Source organism: Paenibacillus sp. RC334, assembly GCF_030034735.1.
GTDB lineage: Bacteria > Bacillota > Bacilli > Paenibacillales > Paenibacillaceae > Paenibacillus > Paenibacillus terrae_A.
The window spans coordinates 780940-806956 of the sequence record NZ_CP125370.1; the positions used below are offsets into that span (position 1 = coordinate 780940).

General features: G+C 45.5%; 24 protein-coding genes, 1 rRNA gene and 1 pseudogene. 15 read left to right on the forward strand and 11 right to left on the reverse strand.

The genetic code is table 11. From position 1 onward, the window contains the following. Positions 1–19 precede the first annotated feature (19 nt). Genes QMK20_RS03780 through bcp form a run of 4 tightly spaced genes read left to right on the forward strand, consistent with a single transcriptional unit; the run spans position 20 to position 3167 of the window. A complete protein-coding gene (locus tag QMK20_RS03780) occupies positions 20–1069 on the forward strand; it encodes an ABC transporter ATP-binding protein (protein ID WP_283654658.1) in 1050 nt (349 codons plus the stop codon). Then, positions 1062–1856, forward strand: coding sequence for an ABC transporter permease (locus QMK20_RS03785; protein ID WP_283654659.1), 795 nt, complete (start codon positions 1062–1064; stop codon positions 1854–1856). The genes QMK20_RS03780 and QMK20_RS03785 overlap by 8 nt, the downstream gene beginning before the upstream one ends. A 4-nt stretch (positions 1857–1860) precedes the next feature. Then, positions 1861–2649, forward strand: a complete 789-nt coding sequence (locus tag QMK20_RS03790) for an ABC transporter permease (RefSeq protein WP_283654660.1) — start codon at positions 1861–1863, stop codon at positions 2647–2649. Positions 2650–2690: 41 nt separating this feature from the next. After that, complete coding sequence (gene bcp / locus QMK20_RS03795) at positions 2691–3167, forward strand: thioredoxin-dependent thiol peroxidase (protein WP_283654661.1); 477 nt, start codon at positions 2691–2693, stop codon at positions 3165–3167. A 107-nt stretch (positions 3168–3274) separates the two neighbouring features. Here the strand turns inward: bcp and QMK20_RS03800 are convergent, their stop codons facing one another. From QMK20_RS03800 to QMK20_RS03815, 4 genes are all read right to left on the reverse strand, one after another. Further along, positions 3275–4372 carry a GerAB/ArcD/ProY family transporter gene (locus QMK20_RS03800; protein WP_283654662.1) on the reverse strand — a complete coding sequence of 366 codons (1098 nt, stop codon included), beginning with the start codon at positions 4370–4372 and terminating at the stop codon, positions 3275–3277. 19 nt (positions 4373–4391) lie between these two features. After that, on the reverse strand, positions 4392–4628 hold the full coding sequence (locus QMK20_RS03805; protein ID WP_283654663.1) for a hypothetical protein: 237 nt from the start codon (positions 4626–4628) through the stop codon (positions 4392–4394). Positions 4629–4693: 65 nt separating this feature from the next. Beyond that, entirely contained in the window at positions 4694–5905 is a 1212-nt protein-coding gene (locus QMK20_RS03810) for a Ger(x)C family spore germination protein (RefSeq protein WP_137061572.1), read from the reverse strand. Between the two features lie 17 nt (positions 5906–5922). Further along, on the reverse strand, positions 5923–7443 hold the full coding sequence (locus tag QMK20_RS03815; protein WP_283654664.1) for a spore germination protein: 1521 nt from the start codon (positions 7441–7443) through the stop codon (positions 5923–5925). Positions 7444–7599: 156 nt separating this feature from the next. Here QMK20_RS03815 and QMK20_RS03820 point away from each other — a divergent pair, with 156 nt between their 5' ends. Further along, positions 7600–8832 carry an MFS transporter gene (locus QMK20_RS03820; RefSeq protein ID WP_283654665.1) on the forward strand — a complete coding sequence of 411 codons (1233 nt, stop codon included), beginning with the start codon at positions 7600–7602 and terminating at the stop codon, positions 8830–8832. Here the strand turns inward: QMK20_RS03820 and QMK20_RS03825 are convergent, their stop codons facing one another. Next, positions 8833–9489, reverse strand: coding sequence for a DedA family protein (locus tag QMK20_RS03825; RefSeq protein ID WP_283654666.1), 657 nt, complete (start codon positions 9487–9489; stop codon positions 8833–8835). It lies immediately after the preceding gene. Between the two features lie 144 nt (positions 9490–9633). On the opposite strand from QMK20_RS03825, the gene guaA reads away from it, so the two are divergent. Both guaA and QMK20_RS03835 read left to right on the forward strand, forming a co-directional pair. Then, entirely contained in the window at positions 9634–11172 is a 1539-nt protein-coding gene (gene guaA / locus QMK20_RS03830) for a glutamine-hydrolyzing GMP synthase (protein ID WP_283654667.1), read from the forward strand. Positions 11173–11763: 591 nt separating this feature from the next. After that, positions 11764–13002: an ISL3 family transposase gene (locus QMK20_RS03835; protein WP_283652230.1), complete on the forward strand. Its 1239-nt coding sequence runs from the start codon at positions 11764–11766 to the stop codon at positions 13000–13002. Positions 13003–13021: 19 nt separating this feature from the next. Here QMK20_RS03835 and murB read toward each other — a convergent pair whose 3' ends face one another. The 5 genes from murB to QMK20_RS03860 form a co-directional block, all read right to left on the reverse strand. Then, a complete protein-coding gene (gene murB, locus QMK20_RS03840; RefSeq protein WP_283654668.1) occupies positions 13022–13867 on the reverse strand; it encodes a UDP-N-acetylmuramate dehydrogenase in 846 nt (281 codons plus the stop codon). A 71-nt stretch (positions 13868–13938) separates the two neighbouring features. Then, positions 13939–14223: a hypothetical protein gene (locus tag QMK20_RS03845; protein WP_283654669.1), complete on the reverse strand. Its 285-nt coding sequence runs from the start codon at positions 14221–14223 to the stop codon at positions 13939–13941. A 29-nt stretch (positions 14224–14252) separates the two neighbouring features. After that, positions 14253–14609, reverse strand: coding sequence for a HesB/IscA family protein (locus tag QMK20_RS03850; RefSeq protein ID WP_283654670.1), 357 nt, complete (start codon positions 14607–14609; stop codon positions 14253–14255). After that, positions 14593–14946: a winged helix-turn-helix transcriptional regulator gene (locus QMK20_RS03855; RefSeq protein ID WP_283654671.1), complete on the reverse strand. Its 354-nt coding sequence runs from the start codon at positions 14944–14946 to the stop codon at positions 14593–14595. Before QMK20_RS03855 ends, QMK20_RS03850 begins: the two co-directional genes overlap by 17 nt. Before the next feature lie 150 nt (positions 14947–15096). Continuing rightward, complete coding sequence (locus QMK20_RS03860; protein WP_283654672.1) at positions 15097–16470, reverse strand: MFS transporter; 1374 nt, start codon at positions 16468–16470, stop codon at positions 15097–15099. Positions 16471–16637: 167 nt separating this feature from the next. Here QMK20_RS03860 and QMK20_RS03865 point away from each other — a divergent pair, with 167 nt between their 5' ends. Continuing rightward, on the forward strand, positions 16638–17303 hold the full coding sequence (locus tag QMK20_RS03865) for a helix-turn-helix transcriptional regulator (protein ID WP_283654673.1): 666 nt from the start codon (positions 16638–16640) through the stop codon (positions 17301–17303). A gap of 111 nt (positions 17304–17414) precedes the next feature. Here the strand turns inward: QMK20_RS03865 and QMK20_RS03870 are convergent, their stop codons facing one another. Continuing rightward, entirely contained in the window at positions 17415–18545 is a 1131-nt protein-coding gene (locus QMK20_RS03870) for a Gfo/Idh/MocA family protein (RefSeq protein WP_283654674.1), read from the reverse strand. 131 nt (positions 18546–18676) lie between these two features. Between QMK20_RS03870 and QMK20_RS03875 the strand changes: the two genes are divergently transcribed. From QMK20_RS03875 to QMK20_RS03905, 7 genes and pseudogenes are all read left to right on the forward strand, one after another. Continuing rightward, entirely contained in the window at positions 18677–19522 is an 846-nt protein-coding gene (locus tag QMK20_RS03875; protein WP_283654675.1) for a LysR family transcriptional regulator, read from the forward strand. A gap of 18 nt (positions 19523–19540) precedes the next feature. After that, positions 19541–20212, forward strand: coding sequence for an SGNH/GDSL hydrolase family protein (locus QMK20_RS03880; protein WP_283654676.1), 672 nt, complete (start codon positions 19541–19543; stop codon positions 20210–20212). Positions 20213–20512: 300 nt separating this feature from the next. After that, positions 20513–20899 carry a MarR family winged helix-turn-helix transcriptional regulator gene (locus QMK20_RS03885; protein WP_404519841.1) on the forward strand — a complete coding sequence of 129 codons (387 nt, stop codon included), beginning with the start codon at positions 20513–20515 and terminating at the stop codon, positions 20897–20899. A gap of 3 nt (positions 20900–20902) precedes the next feature. After that, positions 20903–21562: pseudogene (locus QMK20_RS03890) on the forward strand (NADP-dependent oxidoreductase); the annotation flags it as partial. A gap of 45 nt (positions 21563–21607) precedes the next feature. Then, the gene (locus QMK20_RS03895) at positions 21608–21997 is read left to right on the forward strand and encodes a hypothetical protein (RefSeq protein ID WP_283654678.1); all 390 of its coding nucleotides are present in this window, start codon (positions 21608–21610) and stop codon (positions 21995–21997) included. A gap of 221 nt (positions 21998–22218) precedes the next feature. Next, positions 22219–23589 (forward strand): NCS2 family permease, encoded by a 1371-nt coding sequence (locus QMK20_RS03900; RefSeq protein ID WP_283654679.1) that lies wholly within the window; start codon positions 22219–22221, stop codon positions 23587–23589. Positions 23590–24111: 522 nt separating this feature from the next. Next, positions 24112–25669 (forward strand): 16S ribosomal RNA (locus QMK20_RS03905). Positions 25670–26017: the final 348 nt, after the last annotated feature.

The window sequence follows — 26017 nt, forward strand, 5'->3', positions numbered from 1 at the left end:
CCTGAATGTGAGGTATGACATGCTGGCAATTGATGTGCAGGATCTGCGCAAAACATTTAAAGTGCAAAAAAACCGCGAAGGCCTGAAAGGAGCCTTCCTTGATTTATTCGCCCGCGAATACAACGAGGTGGCCGCGGTCAAAGATATTTCCTTTGGTATTCCTCAGGGAGAAATATGTGGCTATATTGGTGAAAACGGAGCTGGAAAGTCTACCACGATCAAGATGCTGACTGGCATTCTCGTGCCGACCTCGGGACATCTCAAAGTGGGCGGCTATGTTCCTTACGAGGAACGCGAGAAATTCGTAAGTAATATCGGCGTTGTTTTTGGACAGCGCAGCCAGCTATGGTGGGATATCGGCGTGATTGAGTCCTTTCAGCTGCTGCGCAAAGTATATCAGGTTCCGGCTATAGACTTCAAACGCAGGCTGGATGAGCTGGTAGAGCGGCTCCAATTACAGGACCTGCTAAGCCGTCCGGTGCGCAAACTTAGTCTTGGTCAGCGGATGCGCTGTGAATTGGTGGCCGCGTTGCTGCACAATCCGTCCATCGTTTTTCTGGATGAACCGACCATTGGACTCGATATTATGGTGAAGTCTGAAATCCGTGAGTTCCTGAAGGACATGAACCGGGATTACGGGACGACGATTTTGCTGACGACCCATGATTTGCAGGATATTGAAGCGCTGTGCTCGCGCGTCATAATGCTGGATGACGGGAACATCATCTATGACGGTGGTCTGGAGGATTTGAAAGCACGTTGGGGTACAGGACGGGAAGTACAGTTTCAGTTCGGCGTGCCCACCCGGCTTGAGCAATTACAAGCGTGGACAGCGGACATGCCGCTGGCTTGGACGGCGGATAATGATTTGGCTGCCAAGGTGTGGATTCCGCTTCATATTAACGTATCGGATGTCTTGGCCAGCGTAGTCGGGCGTACGGACATTACGGATATCAAAATCATTGAAACGAACACCGATGATATTGTGCGTAGCATCTATCAATCCGGCTCGGCGGAACGCAAGGGCAATCCCGTGCTTCCGGCAGTGGAGGCCAAAGTCCATGCTTAGCGTATATACCGATTTTATTCGTATCCGGTTTCTCACCATGCTCGCTTATCGTGTGAACTATTATACGGGCATATTAATTTATTCCATGAATATTGGTGTATATTATTTCACGTATAAAGCGATTTATGGAGATGCGGGCAGCATCGGTGGCTTTACCGCAGCCCAAATGACGACCTATGTAGCGGTATCGTGGATGGCGAGGGCCTTTTATTTCAACAATCTGGACCGTGAAATTTCGACGGAGATTCGTGATGGCAGCATTGCCATCCAGATGATCCGGCCGTATAACTATGTGCTAGTCAAAGTCATGCAGGGGCTTGGCGAGGGGATGTTCCGTTTCCTGCTGTTTATGATCCCGGGCATGGCGATTGCGATGCTGCTGTTTCCAGTGACGTTGCCGACGGACCCTGTAGCATGGATCAGTTTCCTTGTGATGCTGTTTTTCAGCTTTCTAATCAATACCCAAATCAATATTATTACGGGGCTGACGGCCTTTTTTGTTGAAAATAACGAGGGTATGATGCGAATGAAGCGGGTGGTAGTGGACCTGTTCTCGGGCCTGATTCTGCCCATCAGCCTGTTTCCGGGCTGGCTGGCGACCTTCGCCCAGTGGCTGCCATTTCAGGCGATTACGTATTTGCCCGGCTCCGTATTTACCGGACGAGTAAAAGGCGTTGGTATTTGGAATGTGCTGGGGATCCAAATCATTTGGCTGGTCGTTCTGCTCGTGCCGATGATCATCATTTGGCGACTGGCGCGCAGACGTCTGTTCGTGCAAGGAGGGTAGGCCGATGATGTACTATTTGGGACTCATTAGCGAATATTTGAAGAATTACATGAAATCGCGGCTAACCTACCGCGCTGATTTTTGGGTGGAGGTCGTTTCGGACCTGCTATTTCAGGCCTCCAATCTTATTTTTATTTTGGTCATTTTTATGCACACCGACAGTTTGGGCGGCTGGAGCGAAAGTGAAGTCGTATTCGTCTATGGCTTTTTCATGGTGCCTTATGGACTATTCAGCTGCTTCGTCAATTTGTGGAACTTTAGCGAGCGCTATATTGTAAAAGGAGAGCTGGATCGGGTTATGACCCGTCCTGCGCATAATCTGTTCCAGATTTTCCTTGAAAACGTGGACCCGCCCGCGTTGGTCGGATCGGCGATTGGTCTGGTTATTATGGGAATCAGCGGGGCGCAAATGGACTTGTATATGGCGTGGTGGTTCATCCCGGCTCTAATCATCATGAGCCTAAGTGCCGTAGCGATTTATACGGGAATCTATACCATATTGACTTCTATTTCGTTCTTTTCGGACGCGCCAACAGGAATTATTCCACTCATGTACAATATGCAGAGCTATGGACGCTATCCGGTGACGATTTATAACCGTGCGATTCAAGTCGTGCTGACCTGGATTCTGCCGTTTGCTTTTGTTGGCGTATATCCGGCATCCCTGTTCCTTCATCGGGAGGATATGCAGCATATGGCGCTTTTGACTCCGGTCATGGGAGCTGTATTTCTAACCTTGGGCTTACTGGCATGGAATTTTGGCATTCGGCGTTACAGAGGTGCAGGTTCTTAGGTCGGATCACATGAGAACCCCACAAGATAGGAGATGATGAGATGTCCACGACTTCTACCGCTATTGGACAACCCGCGCCGGACTTTGAATTGTCGGGAAGTGAAGGGAAAAACGTCAAGTTGTCTGATTTTAGAGGCAAAAGGGTTTTACTATATTTCTATCCGAAGGATTTGACTTCCAGTTGCTCGACACAGGCGTGTGATTTTCGGGATAAACACGGGGAGTTCGAGGGTTTGAACACCGTTATTCTGGGAGTAAGCCCAGATCCACTCAAGCGACACGACAAGTTTATTGCAAAGTATGGGCTGCCTTTTCAGCTTTTGGCGGATGAGGAGCATGAAGTGGCGGAAGCTTACGGCGTGTGGCAGCAAAAGCAGATGTACGGCAAGCAGTACATGGGCATCGTTCGCTCCACATTCCTTATCGATGAGAACGGTATTTTAATTCATGAATGGCGTGGTTTGAGAGTCAAAGGGCATATCGATGCTGCGCTGGAGTACATTCGGGAGCAGGCGTAAATCATAAACATTCTTACACCCTTGGGGACGCTGGTTGTATTTCAGTCCCAGAGGGTGTTTTTGCTATGTAATCTCCAACTTTTTTACCTCAGGATGTTGTATAACCCTCATTGTGATTGTTTTCTTTTCTGCCTGATTGTGTAAATGCCCCACAAGCTCAAGGGAATGATGACCGAGTTGGTCAAATCCCAATCTACCCAGAAGGGGACAAGGGTATCAAAATAGTAGATGATATTGGGTGCAACCATCATGCTCAAGCCGTAAATGAGCATTGCCGCAGGCATGCTGAGAGGGCGGTAATCTTTTAGACGAAATGTCTGTGCTGTCCCCAATATGAACGCGTAAAAATAAAGGAAGCTCTTAAAAAAGAGCGATAATCCCCATATAGCTGCTATAAAGGCCTCCATACGTTGGAAAAAATTGAACACGTTTATTTTGGCAGTGAGTATATACGAAGGATACACGCTAGATTCAGTTAGAAAAGGGCCGAGAACAAACAGAGACATGATTACAAACAGACTGAGCAGAATTCCGCCTATAAGGCTTCCTAAAAGGATGCTTCTTTTAAAATGTGCTGAATGCTTCACATAGGGAAAAAGCATGAGAAATACGACTAATTCTCCAAATGGATAACTAACCCCAAGAAGCGTACCATGAATAGTAGGAAGAACCCCCTTTTCCATAATTGGCTTTACTTTAGAAAAATCAATCTCGGGAATAAGGCAAGCCACTACAGTAATAGTCACGATTACAAAGAAAGGCAAGCATAGCTCGCTGGCACGGGCAAGGGCTTCAATTCCGGTAAAAAAAGCGAAGACCAGCATGAGTATTGCCAGCAGCATTAATATCCTTAACGGGGTTAGCACATAAGTCTGTGTAGTATAAAAGTCACCAAATTCCCTAATATATATGGCATCGGACATCAAAAAATAGAAAAGATACCATATCGAGACGACAGGAGCCAACCATTTCCCTATAATTTTCCTTATAGCTTCAATCAAAGTAAGGCTGGGATACAGCTCATGTACACGCAGCAAAAGCCATACAAGCGCCATACCTGCCGGTATACTCAGCAGGGTACTGATCCATGCATCCTGTTTAGCGATATGGGTGCAGATGCTGGGGATGATCAGTATCATATCACCCATTGTGCAAAAAATAATGAGAACCGTTACTTGCCCAACACTAATACGGCCTTTTTCCAACGCTGGCGGCCCCCTTTATTTACAAATTGAATAGATGTGAAAACAGGTTATTTACCGGCTTATATATAATCTCAATCAAGATTAGTGGGCTCGATGTTTCCTTTGCCTGAGCAGCGATCGTGCTGAACCACGCCCCGAATGCGAGCATCACGATGTATACAACCATGTCCTTAAAGCGATGCTTGCGGTATAAGCCGGGCAAGTCCTTGATTGCAATCAGTAGAGCAATGCACAAAACCGCAATGAGGGCCTTCATAGGGATACTCCTTCCGTAATCGTACTCGTTTTGGGATGCTATGAAGCCTCGAACCGTTATTTGGCTTACTCCTTCATTTTCTTTTGAAAGGACTGGAAAATAGCTCCCATTTTCTTAATTTCCGTATTCGCCTTATATTCAATCTGTAAATTCATAAATGTGTGGTCCCAATCTTTTTTCAGTACTTTCCAGGCCTTGGGGTCGGTTTGATGAATTAATTGCCCAAACCCAAAAATGTCTACTTTGAAGTTACGACGTACAGTTTCTACGGAATGCTTCATAATCTCGATCAATTTGGCATTACTCTCCATCTCGATTTCTTTAATATCCTCCAGACTTTTAATCTCCATTTTTTTACAGCTATTCTCTCTAATCGTACTTTTGTTCTCTACGGATATCTGGATTATAGGCTCACCATTGTGCATTAACACTTTAGTCTTCGTGTGACTGCTCAAAGCCAGCAGAGCGATTTTACCGCCTTCCGGGCAGTCCGTATGTCCTGTTGTTGTATCCACGCTATCCCGGATATAGTTGTATCCTTTGCTATCGTCTTCATCAAGCCAGCCGATCAACCGGTCTTTTTTAAATACGCCTAAGCTGGAAAAAGCCAGATCTGCTATGGGTTCAATCGTTCTGACATTGTCCATACCTTCCTCCACACTCTTGGGTAAATCTCCTTTAGCTTCGAGGGCAGGTAGAGCAGCATGTATTTCGGAACTGACGAGATCCTCCATCAGCTGATCTATAGTCACTTTGCTGACAGGAGCCCAGGTTTTAGTTAATACATCCATGGAAGCAAACATTTTGTTCGCCGGAATTTTCTCCAATGTCGTAGTTACCTGAAGCATTTTGGAGGCAGACGTACCTTTCGCAATACAGATATAAAAGTCAGTTCTGGCAAAAGGCTCTCTCATCAGGGATTCCACAACATCGGCGATGCCCTGTCTGGCGAATTCCTCGCCAAATACCAGCATACGGATATGAGATAAGTAGATGATTCGCGGACTGATTTCCGTCATTTTTTGGATAGCCTCATACAGAGTAGGCGCTGTTGCAACATAGGTAGTTACCGCAGGAGATCCTTTACTGGATCTTGATTTGGAGGCCACCTCCGAAGGTACAACCACCTGTGCCGACACACGAATTTGATCGCCGTCCTTATCCACACCCAGTCCTACGGTAATTCCGATCTCGTTAAGCTCTTTGCGATCCCAGCAGCCGGTCAGAAGGGAAGCAAGTAGACTGAGTATGAGAATCATGCTGGTTACACCTTTCATGTATGGTCACTTCCCAATTATTTTTTCTTACCCACCCGCTTTTTCTGGTGTATTTGCCGGGTCGTATTCTGAACTTGATTCGTATTCGGACGTGTAGTCATCCATGGCCAAGGCAAGCGAAAGATCGTATCCTTCATATCACTTTGCACATAAGGGCCGAACGGGCTCATGTAAGACACTCCAAAAGATCTTAGACTGGTCAGATGAAGCAGCAGGGCCATCAAGCCCATTAATATACCCAGAAATCCGAAGGCGGCGGCCAGCATCATGAGGGCAAACCGGATAATCCGTACCGCAATGGACAGCCCATTTTCAGGGATGACATAGCTGGAGATCGCGGTGATGGATACGATAATAACCATGGCGGCCGACACGACGCCTGCATCCACAGCAGCTTGCCCAATGACCAGCGTACCTACAATGGATACCGCTTGTCCGACCGTCTTTGGAATACGCACCCCGGCCTCACGCAAAATTTCATAGGTAATTTCCATCAGCATCGCTTCCACAAAGGCTGGAAACGGAACACCCTCCCGTTGCGCTGCCAAACTGATCAGCAGATTTGTAGGAAGCATTTCTTGGTGAAAGGTAGATATCGCTATATAGAAGGCTGGTGCCAGCAGAGCGATGAAAAAAGCCAAAAATCGCAGCATTCTCAACAAAGTACTGATATCCGCGCGTTGATAATAATCCTCGGCCGACTGGAAAAATTGGATAAACAACGCAGGAATAAGAAGTACAAACGGAGTCCCGTCCACTAGTATGGCCACTTTTCCCTCCAGCAAACTGGCTGCTACCGCATCCGGGCGTTCACTGTTGTATATCGTAGGGAAGGGGGTAAAGGTGGCGTCTTGAATTTCCTCCTCGATGTAGCCACCTTCCATAATCCCGTCAATATCAATTCGGTCCAGGCGTTCTCTCAACTCCTGAATGACGCCTTCGTCCGCGACTCCTTTGATAAACATCACGGCCACGTTGGTATGCGTGACTTTTCCGATCTGCCTTGTTTCCATCCAAAGACGCGGGTCGCGGATTCGCTTGCGAACCAGAGCTGTATTGGTACGCAGATTCTCAGTGAAACCCTCCATCGGTCCGCGTACAACCGTCTGGGATTGGGGCTCGCTGACGTTGCGATCCTCCCAACCAACGGCATCAATCCAAATGCTTTTCGCGTAACCCTCCAGCAAAATGATAATTCCGCCGGATAGCATCCGGTTGAATAACGCATCCATTTCATCCAAAGTGCCTGAATGCCCTGCGATCAACACCTGATCCTTTAAATAATCGAACGGTTCAGCACCTTCCGGAACATGATGAATTTCCATCCGCATAAATGAGCGCAGTACAGAATCATGCAGCAATTGAGTGTTAATCAGACCATCAATATAAAACACGGCTGCTGGCCATTTCTGCATCCACAGTAGCTCTTTGACAATCAAATCCCCGCTGTTTCCAATCGAGCTTTGGATATGATTCACATTATCCCGCAGGCAAGAGGATACGTGAGTGAGTGGACAGCTTTTATTCTCATTTTTCATACGTAAAATCCTCCGATATTGGAGTTAGTTGGTTTAGTGTGCTCTGAATATATGAATTTATGCTTGACGGTTGTATATTCATCCCTATAAATTAGTTATATAGCTAATTAGATTAATATATAATTAGTGGATCATATCGACTTGGAGCTGAAGCACATGGTAAACAAGCAATACAAAAAGTTATTCGTGGCTGGCATCATTAACGGAATTGGAGACCGCTTCTGCCAAATCGCTTTGTTGGCCCTGATTTATCAGCTTACTGGCTCGGGACTCAGCGTGGGGATTATGCTGGGATTAAGGGTGATTCCTTTTTTAATTCTGTCGCCTGTGTCAGGTGTGCTTATCAGCAGCATATCCAGACGCACATTTATGATGACCACGGATCTGCTCAGAGGTGGAGCAGCCCTTGCCTTTTTAAGTGTTCACAGCAATGAGGATATGTGGATCGTTTATGGAGTCAGTACCCTGTTAGCCTGTGGGGAAGCGCTGTACGCTCCAGCCCGTAAGTCGTCCATCCCGCTGCTGGTCCGACCGTCGGATTTGTTGCGGGTGAACAGTCTGGAGCAGGTGATGAGCGGACTGGTATTGGTGATTGGCGCCGCTGCTGGAGGCATCGTATCCGCGTTTTTTGGACCACAGGCCGCATTTATGCTCAACTCCGCCAGTTTTTTCGCTGCAGGTCTGATCGTCTGCAATATTGCATTCCCGCCCGTCACCAAGGAGGAAGTAACTAGGGCGGATGCTCATACTGAATCACGTGGAAGTCAGACGTCTTTCGATGATCGAATCCTCGGTAGGTCACAAATACTGCAATGCATCCGCATTTCGCTTCCGCTCCAAGTCGTAATTGCATTCGAGCTACTGGTTCCGTTCATCAATGGAATTGATAATGTGCTGATCAGTGTATATGCCGTGCAGGAGTTTAAGCTGGGGGATGCCGGGATTGGACTGTTTTACGCCGCTTTGGGTGCGGGTCTGGTTGCCAGCTATGCACTGGGGCGTCTATTCAGCCGTTCTTTATTAAGCGGAGGACTGGTATGTCTGCTATTGGAGGGAATTTTGCTCATGGGGTTAAGTGGAATTGATCATGCATGGGCGGCGGTCGCCATTTACTTTTTCATTTCGTTGGCTGGCGGGGTGGGGGCAATCTGTTTGGATACACTATTAATGCGGGAGACCCCGCTGTATTTACAGGGGCCATTGCTGGGCATGCTGACAGCGTGGAGTCAAGGGATTATAGGCATATCCATGTTTGGAGCCGGGGTTGCAGTGGAAATCATAGAGCCGCGTATGTTAGGTTTGATTGGCGGAGCAGGATTTGTCATGATATCTATCGTCATAACGATTTACTATACAAGGGCTCGCAGCCGTAAGGCGGCAAATGTCTAATTATTCCGGATCGTTTTTGCCACTAGTTTTCACCGATTTGTCGGACTTGCGGAAAGAACTAAACAGGAAGGATCTCCAGCGATAAACGATATATAGCAGAAGGATAATGCCGATGATGACGACGATTCGCAGCGCATACAGCTCTACCAAATGGAACATGGCATCCCATTGCGGACCGAACACCTTACCGATGCCAAGAAACAGGATGACCCAGAACAGAGCGCCGCTGTACGCATACAAGGCAAATTTACGCAGGGGAAGAGCGATAATTCCCGCAAAATAACCCGTAAAATGTCGGACACCAGGAATGAAATATCCGAGAAAAATAAGCCAGTACCCGTAACGTTGAAACCATTTTTGCGTTTTTTGAAGCTTGTCCGGCGATAGCAAAACCCATTTACCGTATTTCTGGATAAAGGGGAGTCCGGCCCATTTTCCGATAAAGTAGGTAATGGTCATTCCGATGGTTGTGCCTAAAAAGGCCAGCATCACCAGCTTTCCAAAATCCAGCGTACCCGAATAGGAGAGATATCCCGCATAAGCCATTGTGGTTTCCCCGGGAAAAGGTAAAGCAATAAATTCCAGCAGCAAGCCGAAAAAAAGGACGCTGTATCCGTATTCTTCGAACAATTGCGCGATCCATTTCAGCACATCCATCGTTTACACTCCTACGAACAGATTCATAATTTAGAATTAATTCATTTTAACAATCTTTTCATGTCCGCTCAACTCCGGTTGATTTCTTGACGTCTTGTTTTATCGTTGCGTATAATGAAACGAACAATTGAGGGAGGCACGGTAATGAATAAGCCTAATGAAATCGTTGTAGTTCTCGACTTTGGAGGACAATACAACCAGTTAATCGCAAGAAGAATACGGGACCTCGGCGTGTACAGCGAGCTCCTTCCATACAATACGCCTGCGGAGAAGCTGAGAGAACTGGCACCGAAAGGGATTGTTTTCTCAGGTGGACCTTCCAGCGTATATGCAGAAAATGCCCCTCAAGTCGACCGGGCAATCTATGATCTGGGAATTCCTATTTTCGGTATTTGCTATGGTATGCAGCTGATGGCTCACCAACTGGACGGTAAGGTAGAACGTGCAGGCAAGCGTGAGTACGGCAAAGCAGATGTGCAATTCAATGAGGATACGAGATTGGCCAAAGGGCTGGAATCTCGTCAGACCGTATGGATGAGCCACGGAGACCATGTTACGGATCTGCCATCCGGCTTTAAACTGGATGCAGGAACGGAAAGTGCGCCGATTGCAGCGATGAGTCATCCGGAGCGGAATCTGTACGCGGTACAATTCCACCCAGAGGTGCGTCATTCCATTCATGGTAATGAGATGATTAGCAACTTCCTGTATGAAGTGTGCGGTTGTGATGGTAAATGGACGATGGAGTCGTTCATCGAGGACCAGATCCGTGAAATCCGCCAGCAGGTAGGCGACAAAAAAGTATTGTGCGCTTTAAGTGGCGGTGTAGATTCTTCCGTTGTAGCGATGCTCATTCATAAAGCGATTGGCGATCAACTGACATGTATGTTCATCGACCATGGACTGCTGCGTAAGGGCGAAGCCGAAAGTGTAATGGAGACGTTTGTTGGTAAATTTGATATGAAGGTTGTCAAAATTGACGCGCGTGAGCGCTTCTTATCCAAGCTGGCAGGAGTCGATGATCCGGAACAAAAACGTAAAATCATCGGTAACGAGTTCATCTACGTTTTTGAGGAAGAATCCAAGCAATTCGACGATTTTACATTCCTGGCACAAGGTACACTGTATACGGATATTGTAGAGAGTGGAACAGCCACGGCACAGACGATCAAATCGCACCATAACGTAGGTGGCTTGCCGGAAGACATGAAGTTCAAGTTGATCGAGCCGCTGAATGCACTGTTCAAAGATGAAGTGCGTAAAGTTGGGGAAGAATGCGGACTGCCACCTGAGATTGTATGGCGTCAGCCATTCCCGGGTCCGGGTCTTGCCATTCGCGTGCTGGGTGAAGTCACAGAGGACAAGCTTACGATTGTTCGTGAATCAGATTATATTTTGCGCGAGGAGATTGCCAAAGCCGGACTGGACCGGGAAATCTGGCAATACTTCACCGCTTTGCCGAATATGAAGAGTGTTGGCGTTATGGGCGACGCTCGTACGTATTCTTACACTGTGGGCATTCGTGCAGTAACCTCTATCGACGGTATGACTGCCGATTGGGCGCGTATCCCTTGGGATGTGCTGGAGAAAATTTCGGTACGTATCGTTAACGAAGTGGATAACGTCAACCGAATTGTCTACGATATCACCTCCAAACCACCAGCTACGATTGAGTGGGAATAGGGCGGGATGATGGATGGTGTTAATCGCTCGTAAATCCTTGATACATAAGGATTTATGGCGTTGACAGCATTGATGTTCTACGTACACCTGCAACAATAGAGTACAAAAAAATTACTCTCTTTTATCTGCGTTATTTAGCAAATAGAAGGGAGTATTTTTTATGATCAAAATCAATGAGATAATCGAGGATTTCAGGCTTACTCAAAAATTCTAGGTCGGGAAGGGTGTCTGAAACTGAGGATTTGACACCCCTTCATATCAAAAAATATATTCAGGAGTTTTATTAGATATTCATATAATCAGCTATGCAGTGTACTTAGTCCGTTACCTTTGTCTACTCTTCAATATTTGATGCTTTTTAAGCATAATAAGGTGAACTACTAATTTAAAATGCCTAATAAACAGAAATTATTCTCCAAAAATAATTATTTCCGTCTCCAAATAAATATTAAATTTATCGTGTACTCTATTTTTGGCTCTACACAAAACATAGTGCTTGAAAAAACATAGAAATTATGCTGGAAAAATAGAAAAACATCTGAACATTCCGTAAGATGGTTGTGCGACCAATCCAACTTCGAGGAATGACAGATGCACAATCAGTATACCGATCTTTTGCTTGACTTGCCAGAGGTGAAAACAGAAAAAGTCTTGGAAGTGGGTGAGCAAACGCTTCATGTGGAGGTCTCTCCAGTTGCTCATAAGCAAGCTTGTCCACAATGCCGATCACTTGATTTTGTGATTCGGAAAGGGAGCAATCCAGCGCGTACCATTCGCCATGGTGAGGCTTTTGGTAAATCCATTTATGTACGGGTTCCTGCGATCCGACTGTTTTGTAAGCAGTGTCAGTGTGGATTCGTCTGGCAATACACCTTCGTCGATTCGGGGAAACGTTACAGCCACGCCTTTGAAAAGCAAGCGATTCGTACGGCAACCGCAGCTACGGTTAAGCACAGTGCCGATCTGCATGCCATGCCCGCCAGTACGCTCCAAACGAAGTACCAACACTGGTTAGCGTTGGCAAGCGAACGCCTTCAGGAACGCGTGTGGCAAGACGCTGCTTGTACTTCCAAGCTTGTGCTGGGTGTAGACGATTTTGCCATCCGAAAAGGCCATACCTACAACACGGGCATTCATAACTTGAGGGGCGAAGCGTTACTAGATATTCTTCCTGGCCGAAAATTGGAGGAACTTCGAGCCTATGCGAAGCAGCATTCATTCTTTTTGGAGCTTCGTCCCATTGCGGTGGTGATGGATCTGGCTCCGTATTACCATACCTGGATTCAGGAATGCTTTCCGAAGGCGATTCGTATTGCGGATCGCTTTCATGTTCATCGGTATGTGATCGAGGCGCTTCAAGCCGTCCGAAAAACGACCCAAACGACGCTTTCTTCTCGAGCGAAAGCGAATTTGAAAGCCAAGCATCGGTTGCTAAACCCCAAAGAGGAGTCCTTGTCCGTTGAAAGGCATAAAGAACTGAAAGAGATTTTAGATTACTCGTCCTTGCTTGGGCAAGCCCATGCCTGGAAAGAATCGTTCAATGAATGGTACGACTGTTCGCCGGATGTCAACACCGCGAATCGTTGGCTTGAGACCTGGTTTGTTCAAGGGGAGCAAATGCAGCATCCGGCTATTGACGCCTGCGTAAAGACCATTCGAAACTGGCGGACAGAGGTCGTCAACTACCACCGTTGCCGATGGACGAATGCAGCGGTTGATGGCAGAAACAACCGAATGAAGGCTTTTCAACGGCGGCATTATTTCACTCGCAACAGAAAACGTTACGTACAAGGACTTCTTGTTGAATGTAACCAATCTCGCTATGGTTAGTGTAAGTCAAGCACTAACTTTAGTGTAGAGCCCTATTTTTTATTAATTTTATTAATTCTAAATAATCCTCGGCGGTGGCATTATTTGCATTAATGATAAAACCTGCATGCTTAGTAGAGATTTCAGCTCCCCCAATGCGAGTTCCTTGTAAGTTACATTCTTGAATGAGTTTTCCTACATAATGTCCCTCTGGACGTTTAAATACACTTCCGCAAGAGGGATACTGGAGAGGTTGTTTAGCTTCTCTTTTCAAAGTTAATTTCTTCATCTTACTGGAAATTACATCCTTGTTCCCTTTTTCGAGTTTAAACTCGACCTCAAGTATTATATATTTATCCGTTTTGAAGATACTATTTCTATAACCAAGTTTCATTTCTTCTCGGGTTATATTCATAATTTCTCCATCTTTAGTAATAACACTCGCACTTTGGACAACATCCGCAATCTGACCGCCATAAGCACCCGCATTCATATATAAGGCGCCTCCTGTACTACCTGGTATTCCACATGCAAACTCTAGACCAGTTAAGGTGTTATCCAAAGCGATCCTTGAGACATCTATAATATTTGCACCGCTTTGTGCAATAATCTTGTGCTCGCTGACTTTAATTTGATGGAAATGGCTCAGAGAAAGAGTTACTCCTCTTATTCCACTATCTTTAATAATTATATTTGATCCTTTTCCAATGACAGTCAGAGGTATTTGATGTATTTTGGCAATTTCCAAGATTTTTATAATTTCTTCTTTCACTGTTGGATGGATAAGCATGTCTGCTTTACCACCTATCCTTACATAAGTGTAGTTTTTTAATGGCTCATTTAATTTTAACTTTTCCAAAGGTATTTGATTCTCAAAAATCTTCATGAAATTCTCTCCTTAAGTTACTCACATGTAAGATTTAAAAGAAAAGCTAGAAAAGTTCGTCCTATATAGTCTCAACATGAGATTTTATTTAAAAATATACCTTCTTCATTACTATCAATTTTAAGAAATTCGTCCTTCAAAATCCAAGAATCAGTTTTTTCAATAAAGAAATAAAATCCACCAATAGATTTAACTAAAGCTGGATCAATTGGTATAGCACTTGAATTTATACCAATAGAGAATGCTTCTGAGCCTCCACCTGCATATTTCGCATAAATTCTTATATATTGGCCCTCTTCTAAATCCCAGTCATTTTTAAAAGAATGGATAGCTTTTTCAGATACTATAAATGACATAAATAACCTATTCCCCTTTCCAATTTTTTTCAATCACATTTTTTAACTTCGCCACGATAATTTTCCATTCTGAAACTAGCTCCACATCCACATGAAGCTCTTGCATTAGGGTTATTCAAGGTGAAACCGCCTAACATACCGCTTTCTTCATAGTCAATTTGAAGACCTTCAATATATTTAATACTATTAGTGTGAACCAAGATACTAAATTCACCTTTATTTAATAAGATATCACCTTCTGTTTTCTGCTCATCCACGATAAGAGAATAGGATAGACCACTGCATCCCCCCTCATCAACGCCTATTCTAAGGAAAGAATTTAGGGCATTAGCACTTGATAAGATTTCGACGATTTTTTCGAATGCTGCTTCACTGACCTGTATCATCGTAGTAATTCCTCCTTGGAACGTCATTTTTTTTAGCTGCATTGTTAACCCAGTCTATTAAACAGGGTATGAATGTAGCAAGAGCAGATCCTTTTGGTGTTAATTCATAAATAGTTTGTATGGGGCGTGTCAAACTTACAGTTCTTTTAACCAAATTATCCTTTTGAAGCTCTTTTAAACGCTTAGAGAGGATACTTTCCGAAATGGAAGGAACATTTTCGGAAATTTCGCTAAATTGCTTTGGACCTTGAGAAAGGGAAAATAGTATATGAATAATCCATTTAGTCCCGATTATACGATAAGCTGTAAAAAGTTTCTCAGTATCTGTAGTCAACATATTATTGATATACCCTCCTTCTCATGATCAGCTTAGATAGACAGGAGACTGATCCCTTTTGTTCTAACTTACGTAGCCGTTCCATGTCTTAAAGGACAAGGAACGGTTCCGTCAATACTCGCTTTTAAAGTGGTAAACATTGTGGATTCCTCATCTGTTTATTAGTTCAGTTTGTGGTGTAATCCGAGTGCTAGCGAATAAACTCATTACGATTAACAAGAGATGAAAACCCATCGTTACAATTAATCCTGATTGCAGTGACATCCCAGCAGATTGACAAACAACAAGGATGGAACCGCCTATTCCGATAACCACGCCCGGTGTAAAAGAATCTGCAAATTGCAAATTTGCCGAAGTTTTTCCAACACCTTCTTCCCCTGTTTGGGAAAATGCCACAACGCCGCTAATAGGATGTGCCAAGCCGATTCCGATTCCAGCTATGATTTGTCCAATAACCGCAACGGCAACAGTTACAACAGGTACCCAAAATACGAAGGCAATCCCAAATGCAAGCAGTAGCACACCCAGTATAATTCTTGTATGACGTCCACGACCTTGGTCTGCCGAATCCCAACGTCCTTGCAGATAAGCAATGACGCACCAACTCAGTGCAGCACTCGCTACAATTAATCCGGCCTGAGAAGGAGTAATACCTTTCACATCTATTAAAGCCAATACCAAGAAATTCTGTGTGCTGGTATAGGCAGCGAAGAACAGCCCACGTGTTGCTAGAATAGCTGGCATGCCTTTTCGGAAAGCAAGAGTTCCCTTGGGTAGCAGTTTGCGCAGCGGATATACCATTAGCACTAAGCCGATAATGACTAAAACAAACCCTGTAATTATCGGCAGCATGCTAAGACCAATTAAGAAAATCCCCGTACCTATCGTTAATAGTAACGCCAACCATGTAGCTGTAGCTCCGTTGTCCCCTTGTGTTCTCTCTGTTTTTAATTTCCTAAAAGCAGGTAAACTTAGCAATGCTGAAACAACCAGAATCGGTAATATTCCCCAGAAAACAAACCGCCAGGACCACTGATCTGCGATAAGACCGGCAACGTATGGACCAAGCATGGACGGAAGAACGTAGGCAGTACCGAATGCTCCGAGTATTTTGGCACGTAATTCATCGGGATAACTTAAGGATATTGCAGTGTACACGCAAGTCATCATAGCGCCGGCACCTAAACCCTGCATGGCTCGTGACCCTATCATGGTATACATATCGCCTGCTGTTGCGGCAGCGATCAGCCCGACGATAAACAAAAGAAGTGCGAAAGTGAACGGTGCTGCAGGTCCTCTTCTATCAATGATCCGACCGACGACCAGGGTCCCGATAATCTGCGCAAGCAGATATGTGCTGAATATCCAGCCAAATAGTTCAAGGCCGTTCAAGTCGCCAGCAATGGAAGGGGCAATTGTGGTTACCGATAAGCCCTCGAATCCAACTGCCATCACCGACAGGATAATTCCTATGGACAGTGCAAAATAACGCGGGCTGAAAATACTTTGAGGATTAGACGACATGAAATGTGACCTCCAAGAAATTTTTTATGTATACTTCATATCCGGATACTTAGTAAACATTTTTGTTTATAAAGTTTAAACTACAGTTTAACTTTGACTTTGTCAACATTTTTATTTAAAATGTAGAGAGTGTTGTAGATCTAGTCGCTTTCAAAAGGAGGTTCACCATGAGCCGCAATCAAACGAATAAGGATTCATCAACTGGTACCCGGAGAGGGATCATTGATCTGCTAAAGCAGCAAGGTGGAATGGATGTTGCGACACTATCCTCCAAATTTTTGTTATCTGGTATGGCTATTCGTCAACATTTAAATGCTCTCAAAGAAGAAGGATTGGTTACTTACGAAGAAGAGGCCCGTCCCATGGGACGACCCACAAAGCTCTGGAGATTAACGCCTGAGGCTGATCGTTTTTTTCCAAACGGATATTCTGAGTTGTCAGTCAGTCTGATCAATTCGATGAGAGAGGCTTTCGGAAACGAGGGGCTAGAAAAGCTGCTGTCTGTGAGGAATAAGAATATGCAAGAGCAATATCTTCAGCATCTTGGTAACGCATCGGGCGTAAGAGAGAAGCTGGAGAAACTAGCCGATATTCGAACAAGCGAAGGCTATATGGCCGAGGTCAAGGAGCAAGGCGATGGGAGTCTTTTGTTTATCGAAAAGCATTGTCCGATCTGTGAAGCTGCTGCTGCTTGTACCGGGTTATGTAAGAATGAGTTACATTTATTTGAAACCATTCTTGGAGATAATGTTCATATCGAACGGGTAGAGTATATTTTGGCGGGGGGAAGAAACTGTGTTTACAGGGTTAGGGAAGGCGAACAAGCACATTGATGCTTGCATGAATGACATCGGGAACAAGACAACAAAACCTTCAACTCCACATCTATCGTGGTTTTGAAGGTTCTTTTGTTTTAAGGTTTTGTTGTTCTAATGATGTCTTTTTTACCACACGATCTTTCTTCCGGTTGCAGCCGATTCCTCAATGCGGTCCAGTAGCTGATGTAGCTTTAAGGCATGGTTGAAATCGGGAGCGAGATGAGTGTCCGTCAAAATATCCCCGGCAAATACATCATGAGCCTTGGCTACATTCAGGGTTACCCCTTCTTTGGCGAAATCCGGGCCACTATCAGGCTCACGAGCTATATTGATTGGTTCAAAATCGCCATTAGGCGTATGATTTTGATTATTGCTTGGATCATACACAAGTTTTTCGAGCGTCAAATTCCCAAATTGAACATGCCCAAGCGAAGGATTCTGAGTCAGGCGCAAAACGCCCTTTTTTCCCTGAATCTCCAGCTCGAATTTTGGATTCACTCCCCCCTGAATGTGGACGGATACCGTTGCCCCCTTCTCCAATGAACCCTGAATCAGAATCTGATCTGCAGTATCCTTGGGAATGACTTCACCCGTTTCCTGAATAGTGGCTTCGTTATAGCGAGATGATGTGATGGCCGATAGCTCACGGAATTCGCCAACGATGTATTGCAGCGCGTCCAGAGAATGTCCCCCGTTAATCGTCAGCAGATTGGCGCCATTGGCTCTATTCAGCAGATAAGCCGTATCCTGATCTGTTCGTCCTCCTTTACCTCGAGTAGATACTTGCATATGACAGGACACAATTTCACCAATCGTTCCGTTTTCCACCAGCTTTTTCATCGTTTGCACTTCAAGATCCTGCCGTGCCTGCAAGCCGACAGTATGATGAATGCCCGCCTGTTCCGCCGCCTTAGCCATTTCGGTAGCTTCCGCAGTATTTGCCCCCAAGGGCCATTCACAGAAAATATGCTTTCTCTCTTGAATCGCGGCCATGACTGGCCGGTAATGATGGGGAACCTTGACGCTCACCACCACCATGTCCACGTCTTCGGAAGCTGCAAGTTTTTGAGCATCTTCAAAGGCCAATACCGCACCTATTTCATCCGCACTTTTTCGTGCACTCTCCATACGAGAAGTACCAATGGCTGTGATAACAAGGTTCGGATGCTTTAGCAAAGCCGGAATGTGCGTTTGACTGGCCCATTTGTTATTCATTGATCCCCCGACCACTCCTGCACGTATCTTCTTTTTCATCATGCTGCGGAACCCTCCTAAATTTTAAATGAGGCTGGAAAATAGTGCCCAAGGCCAATATAATACACTTAACACATAAATAATAATGCTTGTTTGTGATATAGCTATCATTTTATTTGATGGGAGGTGGAGACGTGGATATTGAGAACATGCAGGCATTCGTTTCAGTAGCAGAATTGAGGAGCCTTACGGAAGCAGCCCAAAAGCTGAATCACCTGCAATCGAACATGACGGCCAAAATAAAAAAACTGGAGGCCCATTACGGCACAGCATTATTTTATCGAAAGCCCCGTGGCATGGAGCTGACACCCGCAGGAGAAACCTTGTACGCTCAGTTCAAGCAAATTTTGTTGCTATGGCAAGACACAGAGATGAAAATGAGACCGCAGGAGGAAAAGCTGCGCATTGGCACGATGCAGTCCATCGTGGCGGGGGAAACAACAAGAGCGCTTACGAAGGTATATGAGCTGTACCCACAGGCTTCTGTGACATTAAAAACGGGCACTACCACGGAAATAGAGCAGTTGATCCTCGAAGGTGAACTCGATATTGCCTTCGTCACAGGTTATTCCACCAGCCCGTATATTCATTATCAAAAATGTTGTCGTGAAGATCTGGTACTGGTGGGGAAGGGCATCCATGAAGGCTCAGAGCTCAGACAGGTGCTGCAAGGAGCCACTATTATCGTGCTATCGGATGGCTGCCTGTATCTTACGCAATTGGAGAAGATGTATCAGGACATGCAATTGACTCATGGCGAGGTTGTGGAGGTAGGGGTGTTTGATACGATGGTGCAGTTTGTTTTGATGGGAATGGGAATCACCTTGATGTCCAAAAAACTGGCACGGCAATTTAATGTAAAATCCTATTTGTCCACTCCCCCAACCTTCGGCTACATAGATACATATTTAATAACCCGTCCCAACCACAAGATGACATCAATTGAACATAAATTTATCGAAATCAATAATACGATCTAAGGGATAGGAGAGGATCAAATGACTACTGATCATAATAAGCACCAGGGAAGCCATGCAGTATTTTTGGGGGATAGCATTACTTTTGGTTATGAATTAAAGGATGGGGAAAAGCCTTACCCACACATCGTCAGCGACGTCTTGGGCTTTCAAGGCTTTGAGAATCACGGCATATCCGGCAGCAGTGTAGCCAGCGGGGGCTTTGAGCCGATGTGTGAGCGATATGAGAAAATGAATCCTCATGCGGATGTGATCTTTTTTATGGGTGGAAGAAATGACTTTTCCATGGGAGAAACGCCGTTCGGTCATTTAGGCACAACATCGACGGAAACGCGAACATTTTATGGTGCGCTCAAGCATATTGCCGAGGGATTAATTAACCGTTACCCGGACAAGCTGATCATCTTTTTGACACCGCCCCACGGATCAAGTGATGCGGTTCCCGAACATTTGCCCAATGCAGTCACGGGACAAGTGTATAGCGCGTATGCGCAGGCTGTGAGAGATGTGGCTTCGCTGTATTCTTTTCCGTGCTGCGACCTGTGGAACATCGCCGGAATTCAACCGCTGCTGCCTGTTCACAAACAGATGTATTTTACCGGGGAAAACGGTATTCCTGACGGTCTGCATCCAAATCAGGTAGGTCATGAGCGGCTGGCAGCTCATATTATTGGATTTATGAACACGCTATAACCTATAGAGATCATTGCCAGCTGTGAACAGATACACCACGACACTTTTTTCAATTGCATTACTCCGAACTATAGCAGGACACCGAAGTGAAAATACTCAGGCGGGTCATTTAGCTTGAGTATTTTCTATTATTGTCTGGGTGTTTCTATAAACCACCTGTCACAGAAAACCACCCATCACAAAGCTTGAATATTTTCAATAGAGGTGTATAATAATTGACATATCAATTGATATGTCAATTAATTGCGAGGAGGAGCTACCATCGAACATTGCTCTGAAAAAAGCCAATTGTTTTACCGCATGCATCTTTTGTGTAAAGAAATGAATACTGCTTTTGAAGCACAATTAAAAACAAGCTTTACCAAGGTCGAAATTTTGTATCACATTGATCAACGGCAGGAATTGAGTCAGCTGGAGCTTCAGCATTTGCTGGTTCTGGACGGAGCGGCGGTAACCCGGCATCTGAAAAGGCTGGAGGAGGAAGGTCTGATTATCCGCAGCAAAAAAGAACAGGATAAGCGTGTGACCTATATTCGTCTAACAGAATCAGGGGTTCGAGAGCTGCAAGTTTTGTCAGAGGAAAGACAAGCCTTTCAGGACAAGTTGCTACGTGAGTTTGCGGATGAGGAAATTGTTTCTTTGACAAATGTATTACAGCGCATGTCTACCAATGTGAAGAATATGTAAAATACGCGAGGAGGAACTGAATATGAAAGCTATCGTCATTATGACCATTTGCTGGCGCGTAAACCTGCCTCGATCTCATGGGAGGAAGCCGCATCTGTTCCGTTAGCGGGACTGACAGCCTGGCAGGCACTCTTTACACATGGTCAACTGGCTAAAGGTGAAAAGCTATTGATCCACGCAGGCGCAGGAGGTGTCGGCATGTTCGCTATCCAGTTTGCCAAACAAGCTGGTGCCTATGTCATTACGACAGCCAGCGAGCGCAATCATGAGATGCTTGCTTCATTAGGAGCCGATCAAATTATTGACTACCGTACGACCCGTTTCGAGGATGTACTGTCCGATGTGGACGTTGTATTCGATACGATGGGTGGAGATGTTCAGAAAAACAGCTTTAAAGTTCTGAAAAAACACACCGGACGGATCATATCCATCGTTAGCAATTTTGACGAAGTGCTGGTCAAGGAGCACGGCGTAACGGCCAAAAATATATGGGTGGAGCCCAACGGACAGCAGCTACAGGAATTTGCCGACCTGTTGGAGCAGAAAAAAGTAAGGTCGGTGGTAGGAGCTACGTTTCCATTTTCGCAAAAAGGTCTGTATGACGCTCATGCTCTAAGCGAAACCCATCATGCTGTTGGTAAAATTGCCATTACCTTTTCATAAGAACACATATAACGAGGCGCAACACGAAAGGAATTATACAACACGATGAAGATCCTGGAAGATTATTTTCACTATTATGATTTGGCAAGAGATGATGAGAAAAGCAAAGCGCAATTAATCACCCTTTTCTCCAACGAAATTGAGTTCGTGCTGAACGGTGACCGGAAACAAGGTATGGATAGCTGGAAAAGCTTCTTGGACATGTTCTTTGAAGGAACACTCGACATCAAGCATATGTATGAGGGCTGGAAGCCGGTTCCCGGAGAATCGGGTGCCTATGAAACCAAATGGGCGGTATGTGGCAAAAGAGCAACAGGCGAAGTGTATACACTAACAGGAGTGGACAAAGCTCGGCTGGATGCAGAAGGGAAGATCGTTTATCTGGAAAATATACCGGACACCGCGAATGCCTTTGATAAGTACAAAAATATCTGATTCGCCTAATTGATAACCCGTCAGCTATATAACAGCTTGGCGGGCTTTCTATTTTCCGAACAATACATATGTGATTAAATTACAACATTCGCTTTTTGTGTTGACAAGCAGTAGGGGACGGCCTAAAATAACGGATGTAATATAGCGCTTATGAATGCGAATATTACAGCAAATGAACGATAACAATACGAGTATGCTTTACGTAGGAGGAATTACGACTCATGGAGCGTTTCTTTAAATTAAAGGAACATGGAACGAACGTCCGCACAGAAATTATTGCGGGGATTACTACTTTTATGACCATGGCTTACATTTTGGTGGTCAACAATACCTTTTTGGGGCCGACTGGAGCAGGGATGCCCAGCGAAGCCGTCTTTTTTGCCACTGCGGTAGGTGCAGGACTAATCACTATTCTGATGGGATTGTTCGTTAATGTGCCCATCGGCATGGCTCCGGGTATGGGCTTGAATGCTTATTTTATGACCGTAGTCTTGAGTTCCAACGGTATGATTACTTGGCAAGCGGCACTTGGCGCTGTATTTATATCCGGTATCGTCTTTCTGATTTTAACCGTGACACGAGTGAGACAGATGTTGCTTGTTGCGGTTCCTGAGAATCTAAAGACAGCTATTACAGTAGGTATCGGCTTGTTTATTACCATTGTCGGTTTTAAGCTGTGTAATCTGGTTATGGTAAGTATTGTTCCAGGGACGGATGTAGGTCAGCCGGTTCCGGGTCATGCTTTTAATCTGATTTTGGGTAGTTTGGTTCATCAAAAGGATGCGTTGCTGGCGCTGATCGGTTTGCTCATTATCGCAGCGCTGATGGTTGTTCGGGTCAAAGGTGCTTTGCTGATTGGTATCGTAGCTACCACATTGATTGGTATTCCGATGGGTGTAACGAATCTGAGCAGTTTGACAACAGGTCACTGGATTCCTGATTTTAGTAATCTGGCAGTGGGTCAGTTGGATTTGAAGGCTGCTTTGCACATTGGGCTGTTTGATATCATTTTCATTTTCACATTTGTAGAGCTGTTTGATACGTTTGGTACACTGGTGGGTACGGCTACCCGCGCAGGTATAATGAAGGATAAGAAAAAAGGCGAGAAAATCATCGGTAAAGCTATGCTGGTGGATGCTGTTGGTGTAAGTACCGGTGCAGTATTGGGTACAAGTACTATTACAGCATTCGTGGAAAGCTCCGCAGGGGTAGAAGAAGGTGGGCGTACGGGTCTGACTGCTGTAACGACAGGCATTTTATTCCTGCTGGCTCTCTTTATCGCACCGTTGGCATTGGTTGTGCCTTCCGCGGCTACTGCTCCAGCGTTGATTATCGTTGGCGTGCTGATGATGAGTCAGGTTCGCAACATTGACTGGGATAACTTCCTGCTGGCGTTCCCGGCGTTCCTAACCATCGTTCTGATGCCTTTTACTGGCGGAATCGCCAATGGTATTTCTGCCGGTATTTTGTCTTACGTTGTTCTGGCTGTATTCAGTAACCTGTTTACCAGCAACAAAGTTAAAGTTCACTGGCTTATGTGGGTACTTGCTATTATTGTAGTGATCCGGTTTGCCTTTATGGGTTCGGAATAACAACTTGATATAACTTGAAAAAGCTCTTTGTATATAGAACCTCCTTCCCTGTTGTTTCAGGGTGTGGGGTTCTTTTTTTGTTCTGGTTATTCATGATGCGAAAGAGGGCGGGGAGTATATATAGAAGAAGAACGAATAACAAATAGAGATTTTCGAGAATTAATAAAATAAATGCTTGCAAACTTATTTCGTCTATGATATATTCTAATTCCGGCCAAGAAATACAATATTGCGAGCGAATGTTACAAAAAAAAGATTTTAAAAAAATGCTTGCAAAGTTGGTTCGGACATGATATGATATAAGAGTTGGTAAGGCGGAAAGCCGAGTCGACAAAAAAAGAAATGTTTGATCTTTGAAAACTGAACAACGAGTGAGTATGGATTTTGCTTGCAAAATCCAACGCTGAGATTTTGGTACATGCCGTCAGGCTGTATAAAATGGAAGCGAACAATGAGATATTTTATCTCGTCAGTTTCAAAATGAGCATATCGCTCTTTCTATAAACCAACTTTGGTTGGTCTTTAATGGAGAGTTTGATCCTGGCTCAGGACGAACGCTGGCGGCGTGCCTAATACATGCAAGTCGAGCGGGGTTGTTTTAAAAGCTTGCTTTTAAAACAACCTAGCGGCGGACGGGTGAGTAACACGTAGGCAACCTGCCCATGAGACTGGGATAACTACCGGAAACGGTAGCTAATACCGGATACATCCTTTCCCTGCATGGGGAGAGGAGGAAAGACGGAGCAATCTGTCACTGATGGATGGGCCTGCGGCGCATTAGCTAGTTGGTGGGGTAAAGGCCTACCAAGGCGACGATGCGTAGCCGACCTGAGAGGGTGATCGGCCACACTGGGACTGAGACACGGCCCAGACTCCTACGGGAGGCAGCAGTAGGGAATCTTCCGCAATGGGCGAAAGCCTGACGGAGCAACGCCGCGTGAGTGATGAAGGTTTTCGGATCGTAAAGCTCTGTTGCCAGGGAAGAACGTCTTGTAGAGTAACTGCTACAAGAGTGACGGTACCTGAGAAGAAAGCCCCGGCTAACTACGTGCCAGCAGCCGCGGTAATACGTAGGGGGCAAGCGTTGTCCGGAATTATTGGGCGTAAAGCGCGCGCAGGCGGCTCTTTAAGTCTGGTGTTTAATCCTGAGGCTCAACTTCGGGTCGCACTGGAAACTGGGGAGCTTGAGTGCAGAAGAGGAGAGTGGAATTCCACGTGTAGCGGTGAAATGCGTAGATATGTGGAGGAACACCAGTGGCGAAGGCGACTCTCTGGGCTGTAACTGACGCTGAGGCGCGAAAGCGTGGGGAGCAAACAGGATTAGATACCCTGGTAGTCCACGCCGTAAACGATGAATGCTAGGTGTTAGGGGTTTCGATACCCTTGGTGCCGAAGTTAACACATTAAGCATTCCGCCTGGGGAGTACGGTCGCAAGACTGAAACTCAAAGGAATTGACGGGGACCCGCACAAGCAGTGGAGTATGTGGTTTAATTCGAAGCAACGCGAAGAACCTTACCAGGTCTTGACATCCCTCTGATCGCTGTAGAGATATGGCTTTCCTTCGGGACAGAGGAGACAGGTGGTGCATGGTTGTCGTCAGCTCGTGTCGTGAGATGTTGGGTTAAGTCCCGCAACGAGCGCAACCCTTATGCTTAGTTGCCAGCAGGTCAAGCTGGGCACTCTAAGCAGACTGCCGGTGACAAACCGGAGGAAGGTGGGGATGACGTCAAATCATCATGCCCCTTATGACCTGGGCTACACACGTACTACAATGGCCGGTACAACGGGAAGCGAAAGAGCGATCTGGAGCGAATCCTAGAAAAGCCGGTCTCAGTTCGGATTGCAGGCTGCAACTCGCCTGCATGAAGTCGGAATTGCTAGTAATCGCGGATCAGCATGCCGCGGTGAATACGTTCCCGGGTCTTGTACACACCGCCCGTCACACCACGAGAGTTTACAACACCCGAAGTCGGTGGGGTAACCCGCAAGGGAGCCAGCCGCCGAAGGTGGGGTAGATGATTGGGGTGAAGTCGTAACAAGGTAGCCGTATCGGAAGGTGCGGCTGGATCACCTCCTTTCTATGGAGAATCGTTTCCTGCAACGGAAACATTCAAATCAGCAGGTACAATGTACCTGCGAACGGATATTCAATTCGGTTCATCACATCTGTGTGAATGAAATGGATATCCAAAGCGACTCACTCGTTGCTCAGTTTTGAGAGCTCAAACTCTCAATATACTGCATGAATATCATCCACTCGGTTGAGTTGGACCGATAATCACACAGGCTACAGTTTCGATGAAACTGTATTGCACCTTGAAAACTGGATACCGAAACGAAATTGCGTTTTAGAATATTCCTTTACGCTGATCTTGTGTAAACAAGTGAAATAAAGGTAGCAGGTAAGGAAAGATATTTTGCCTTTG

Coding starts and splice junctions, on each gene's coding strand:
- QMK20_RS03835 (WP_283652230.1), top strand. CDS start 11,764: ATGCACAATCAGTATACCGATCTTTTGCTTGACTTGCCAGAGGTGAAA.
- QMK20_RS03885 (WP_404519841.1), top strand. CDS start 20,513: ATGCATCTTTTGTGTAAAGAAATGAATACTGCTTTTGAAGCACAATTA.
- QMK20_RS03785 (WP_283654659.1), top strand. CDS start 1,062: ATGCTTAGCGTATATACCGATTTTATTCGTATCCGGTTTCTCACCATG.
- QMK20_RS03860 (WP_283654672.1), bottom strand. CDS start 16,470: ATGTCGTCTAATCCTCAAAGTATTTTCAGCCCGCGTTATTTTGCACTG.
- QMK20_RS03850 (WP_283654670.1), bottom strand. CDS start 14,609: ATGATACAGGTCAGTGAAGCAGCATTCGAAAAAATCGTCGAAATCTTA.
- murB (WP_283654668.1), bottom strand. CDS start 13,867: ATGAAGATTTTTGAGAATCAAATACCTTTGGAAAAGTTAAAATTAAAT.
- QMK20_RS03820 (WP_283654665.1), top strand. CDS start 7,600: ATGGTAAACAAGCAATACAAAAAGTTATTCGTGGCTGGCATCATTAAC.
- QMK20_RS03900 (WP_283654679.1), top strand. CDS start 22,219: ATGGAGCGTTTCTTTAAATTAAAGGAACATGGAACGAACGTCCGCACA.
- QMK20_RS03880 (WP_283654676.1), top strand. CDS start 19,541: ATGACTACTGATCATAATAAGCACCAGGGAAGCCATGCAGTATTTTTG.
- bcp (WP_283654661.1), top strand. CDS start 2,691: ATGTCCACGACTTCTACCGCTATTGGACAACCCGCGCCGGACTTTGAA.
- QMK20_RS03865 (WP_283654673.1), top strand. CDS start 16,638: ATGAGCCGCAATCAAACGAATAAGGATTCATCAACTGGTACCCGGAGA.
- guaA (WP_283654667.1), top strand. CDS start 9,634: ATGAATAAGCCTAATGAAATCGTTGTAGTTCTCGACTTTGGAGGACAA.
- QMK20_RS03810 (WP_137061572.1), bottom strand. CDS start 5,905: ATGAAAGGTGTAACCAGCATGATTCTCATACTCAGTCTACTTGCTTCC.
- QMK20_RS03805 (WP_283654663.1), bottom strand. CDS start 4,628: ATGAAGGCCCTCATTGCGGTTTTGTGCATTGCTCTACTGATTGCAATC.
- QMK20_RS03845 (WP_283654669.1), bottom strand. CDS start 14,223: ATGTCATTTATAGTATCTGAAAAAGCTATCCATTCTTTTAAAAATGAC.
- QMK20_RS03790 (WP_283654660.1), top strand. CDS start 1,861: ATGATGTACTATTTGGGACTCATTAGCGAATATTTGAAGAATTACATG.
- QMK20_RS03870 (WP_283654674.1), bottom strand. CDS start 18,545: ATGATGAAAAAGAAGATACGTGCAGGAGTGGTCGGGGGATCAATGAAT.
- QMK20_RS03855 (WP_283654671.1), bottom strand. CDS start 14,946: ATGTTGACTACAGATACTGAGAAACTTTTTACAGCTTATCGTATAATC.
- QMK20_RS03780 (WP_283654658.1), top strand. CDS start 20: ATGCTGGCAATTGATGTGCAGGATCTGCGCAAAACATTTAAAGTGCAA.
- QMK20_RS03895 (WP_283654678.1), top strand. CDS start 21,608: ATGAAGATCCTGGAAGATTATTTTCACTATTATGATTTGGCAAGAGAT.
- QMK20_RS03815 (WP_283654664.1), bottom strand. CDS start 7,443: ATGAAAAATGAGAATAAAAGCTGTCCACTCACTCACGTATCCTCTTGC.
- QMK20_RS03825 (WP_283654666.1), bottom strand. CDS start 9,489: ATGGATGTGCTGAAATGGATCGCGCAATTGTTCGAAGAATACGGATAC.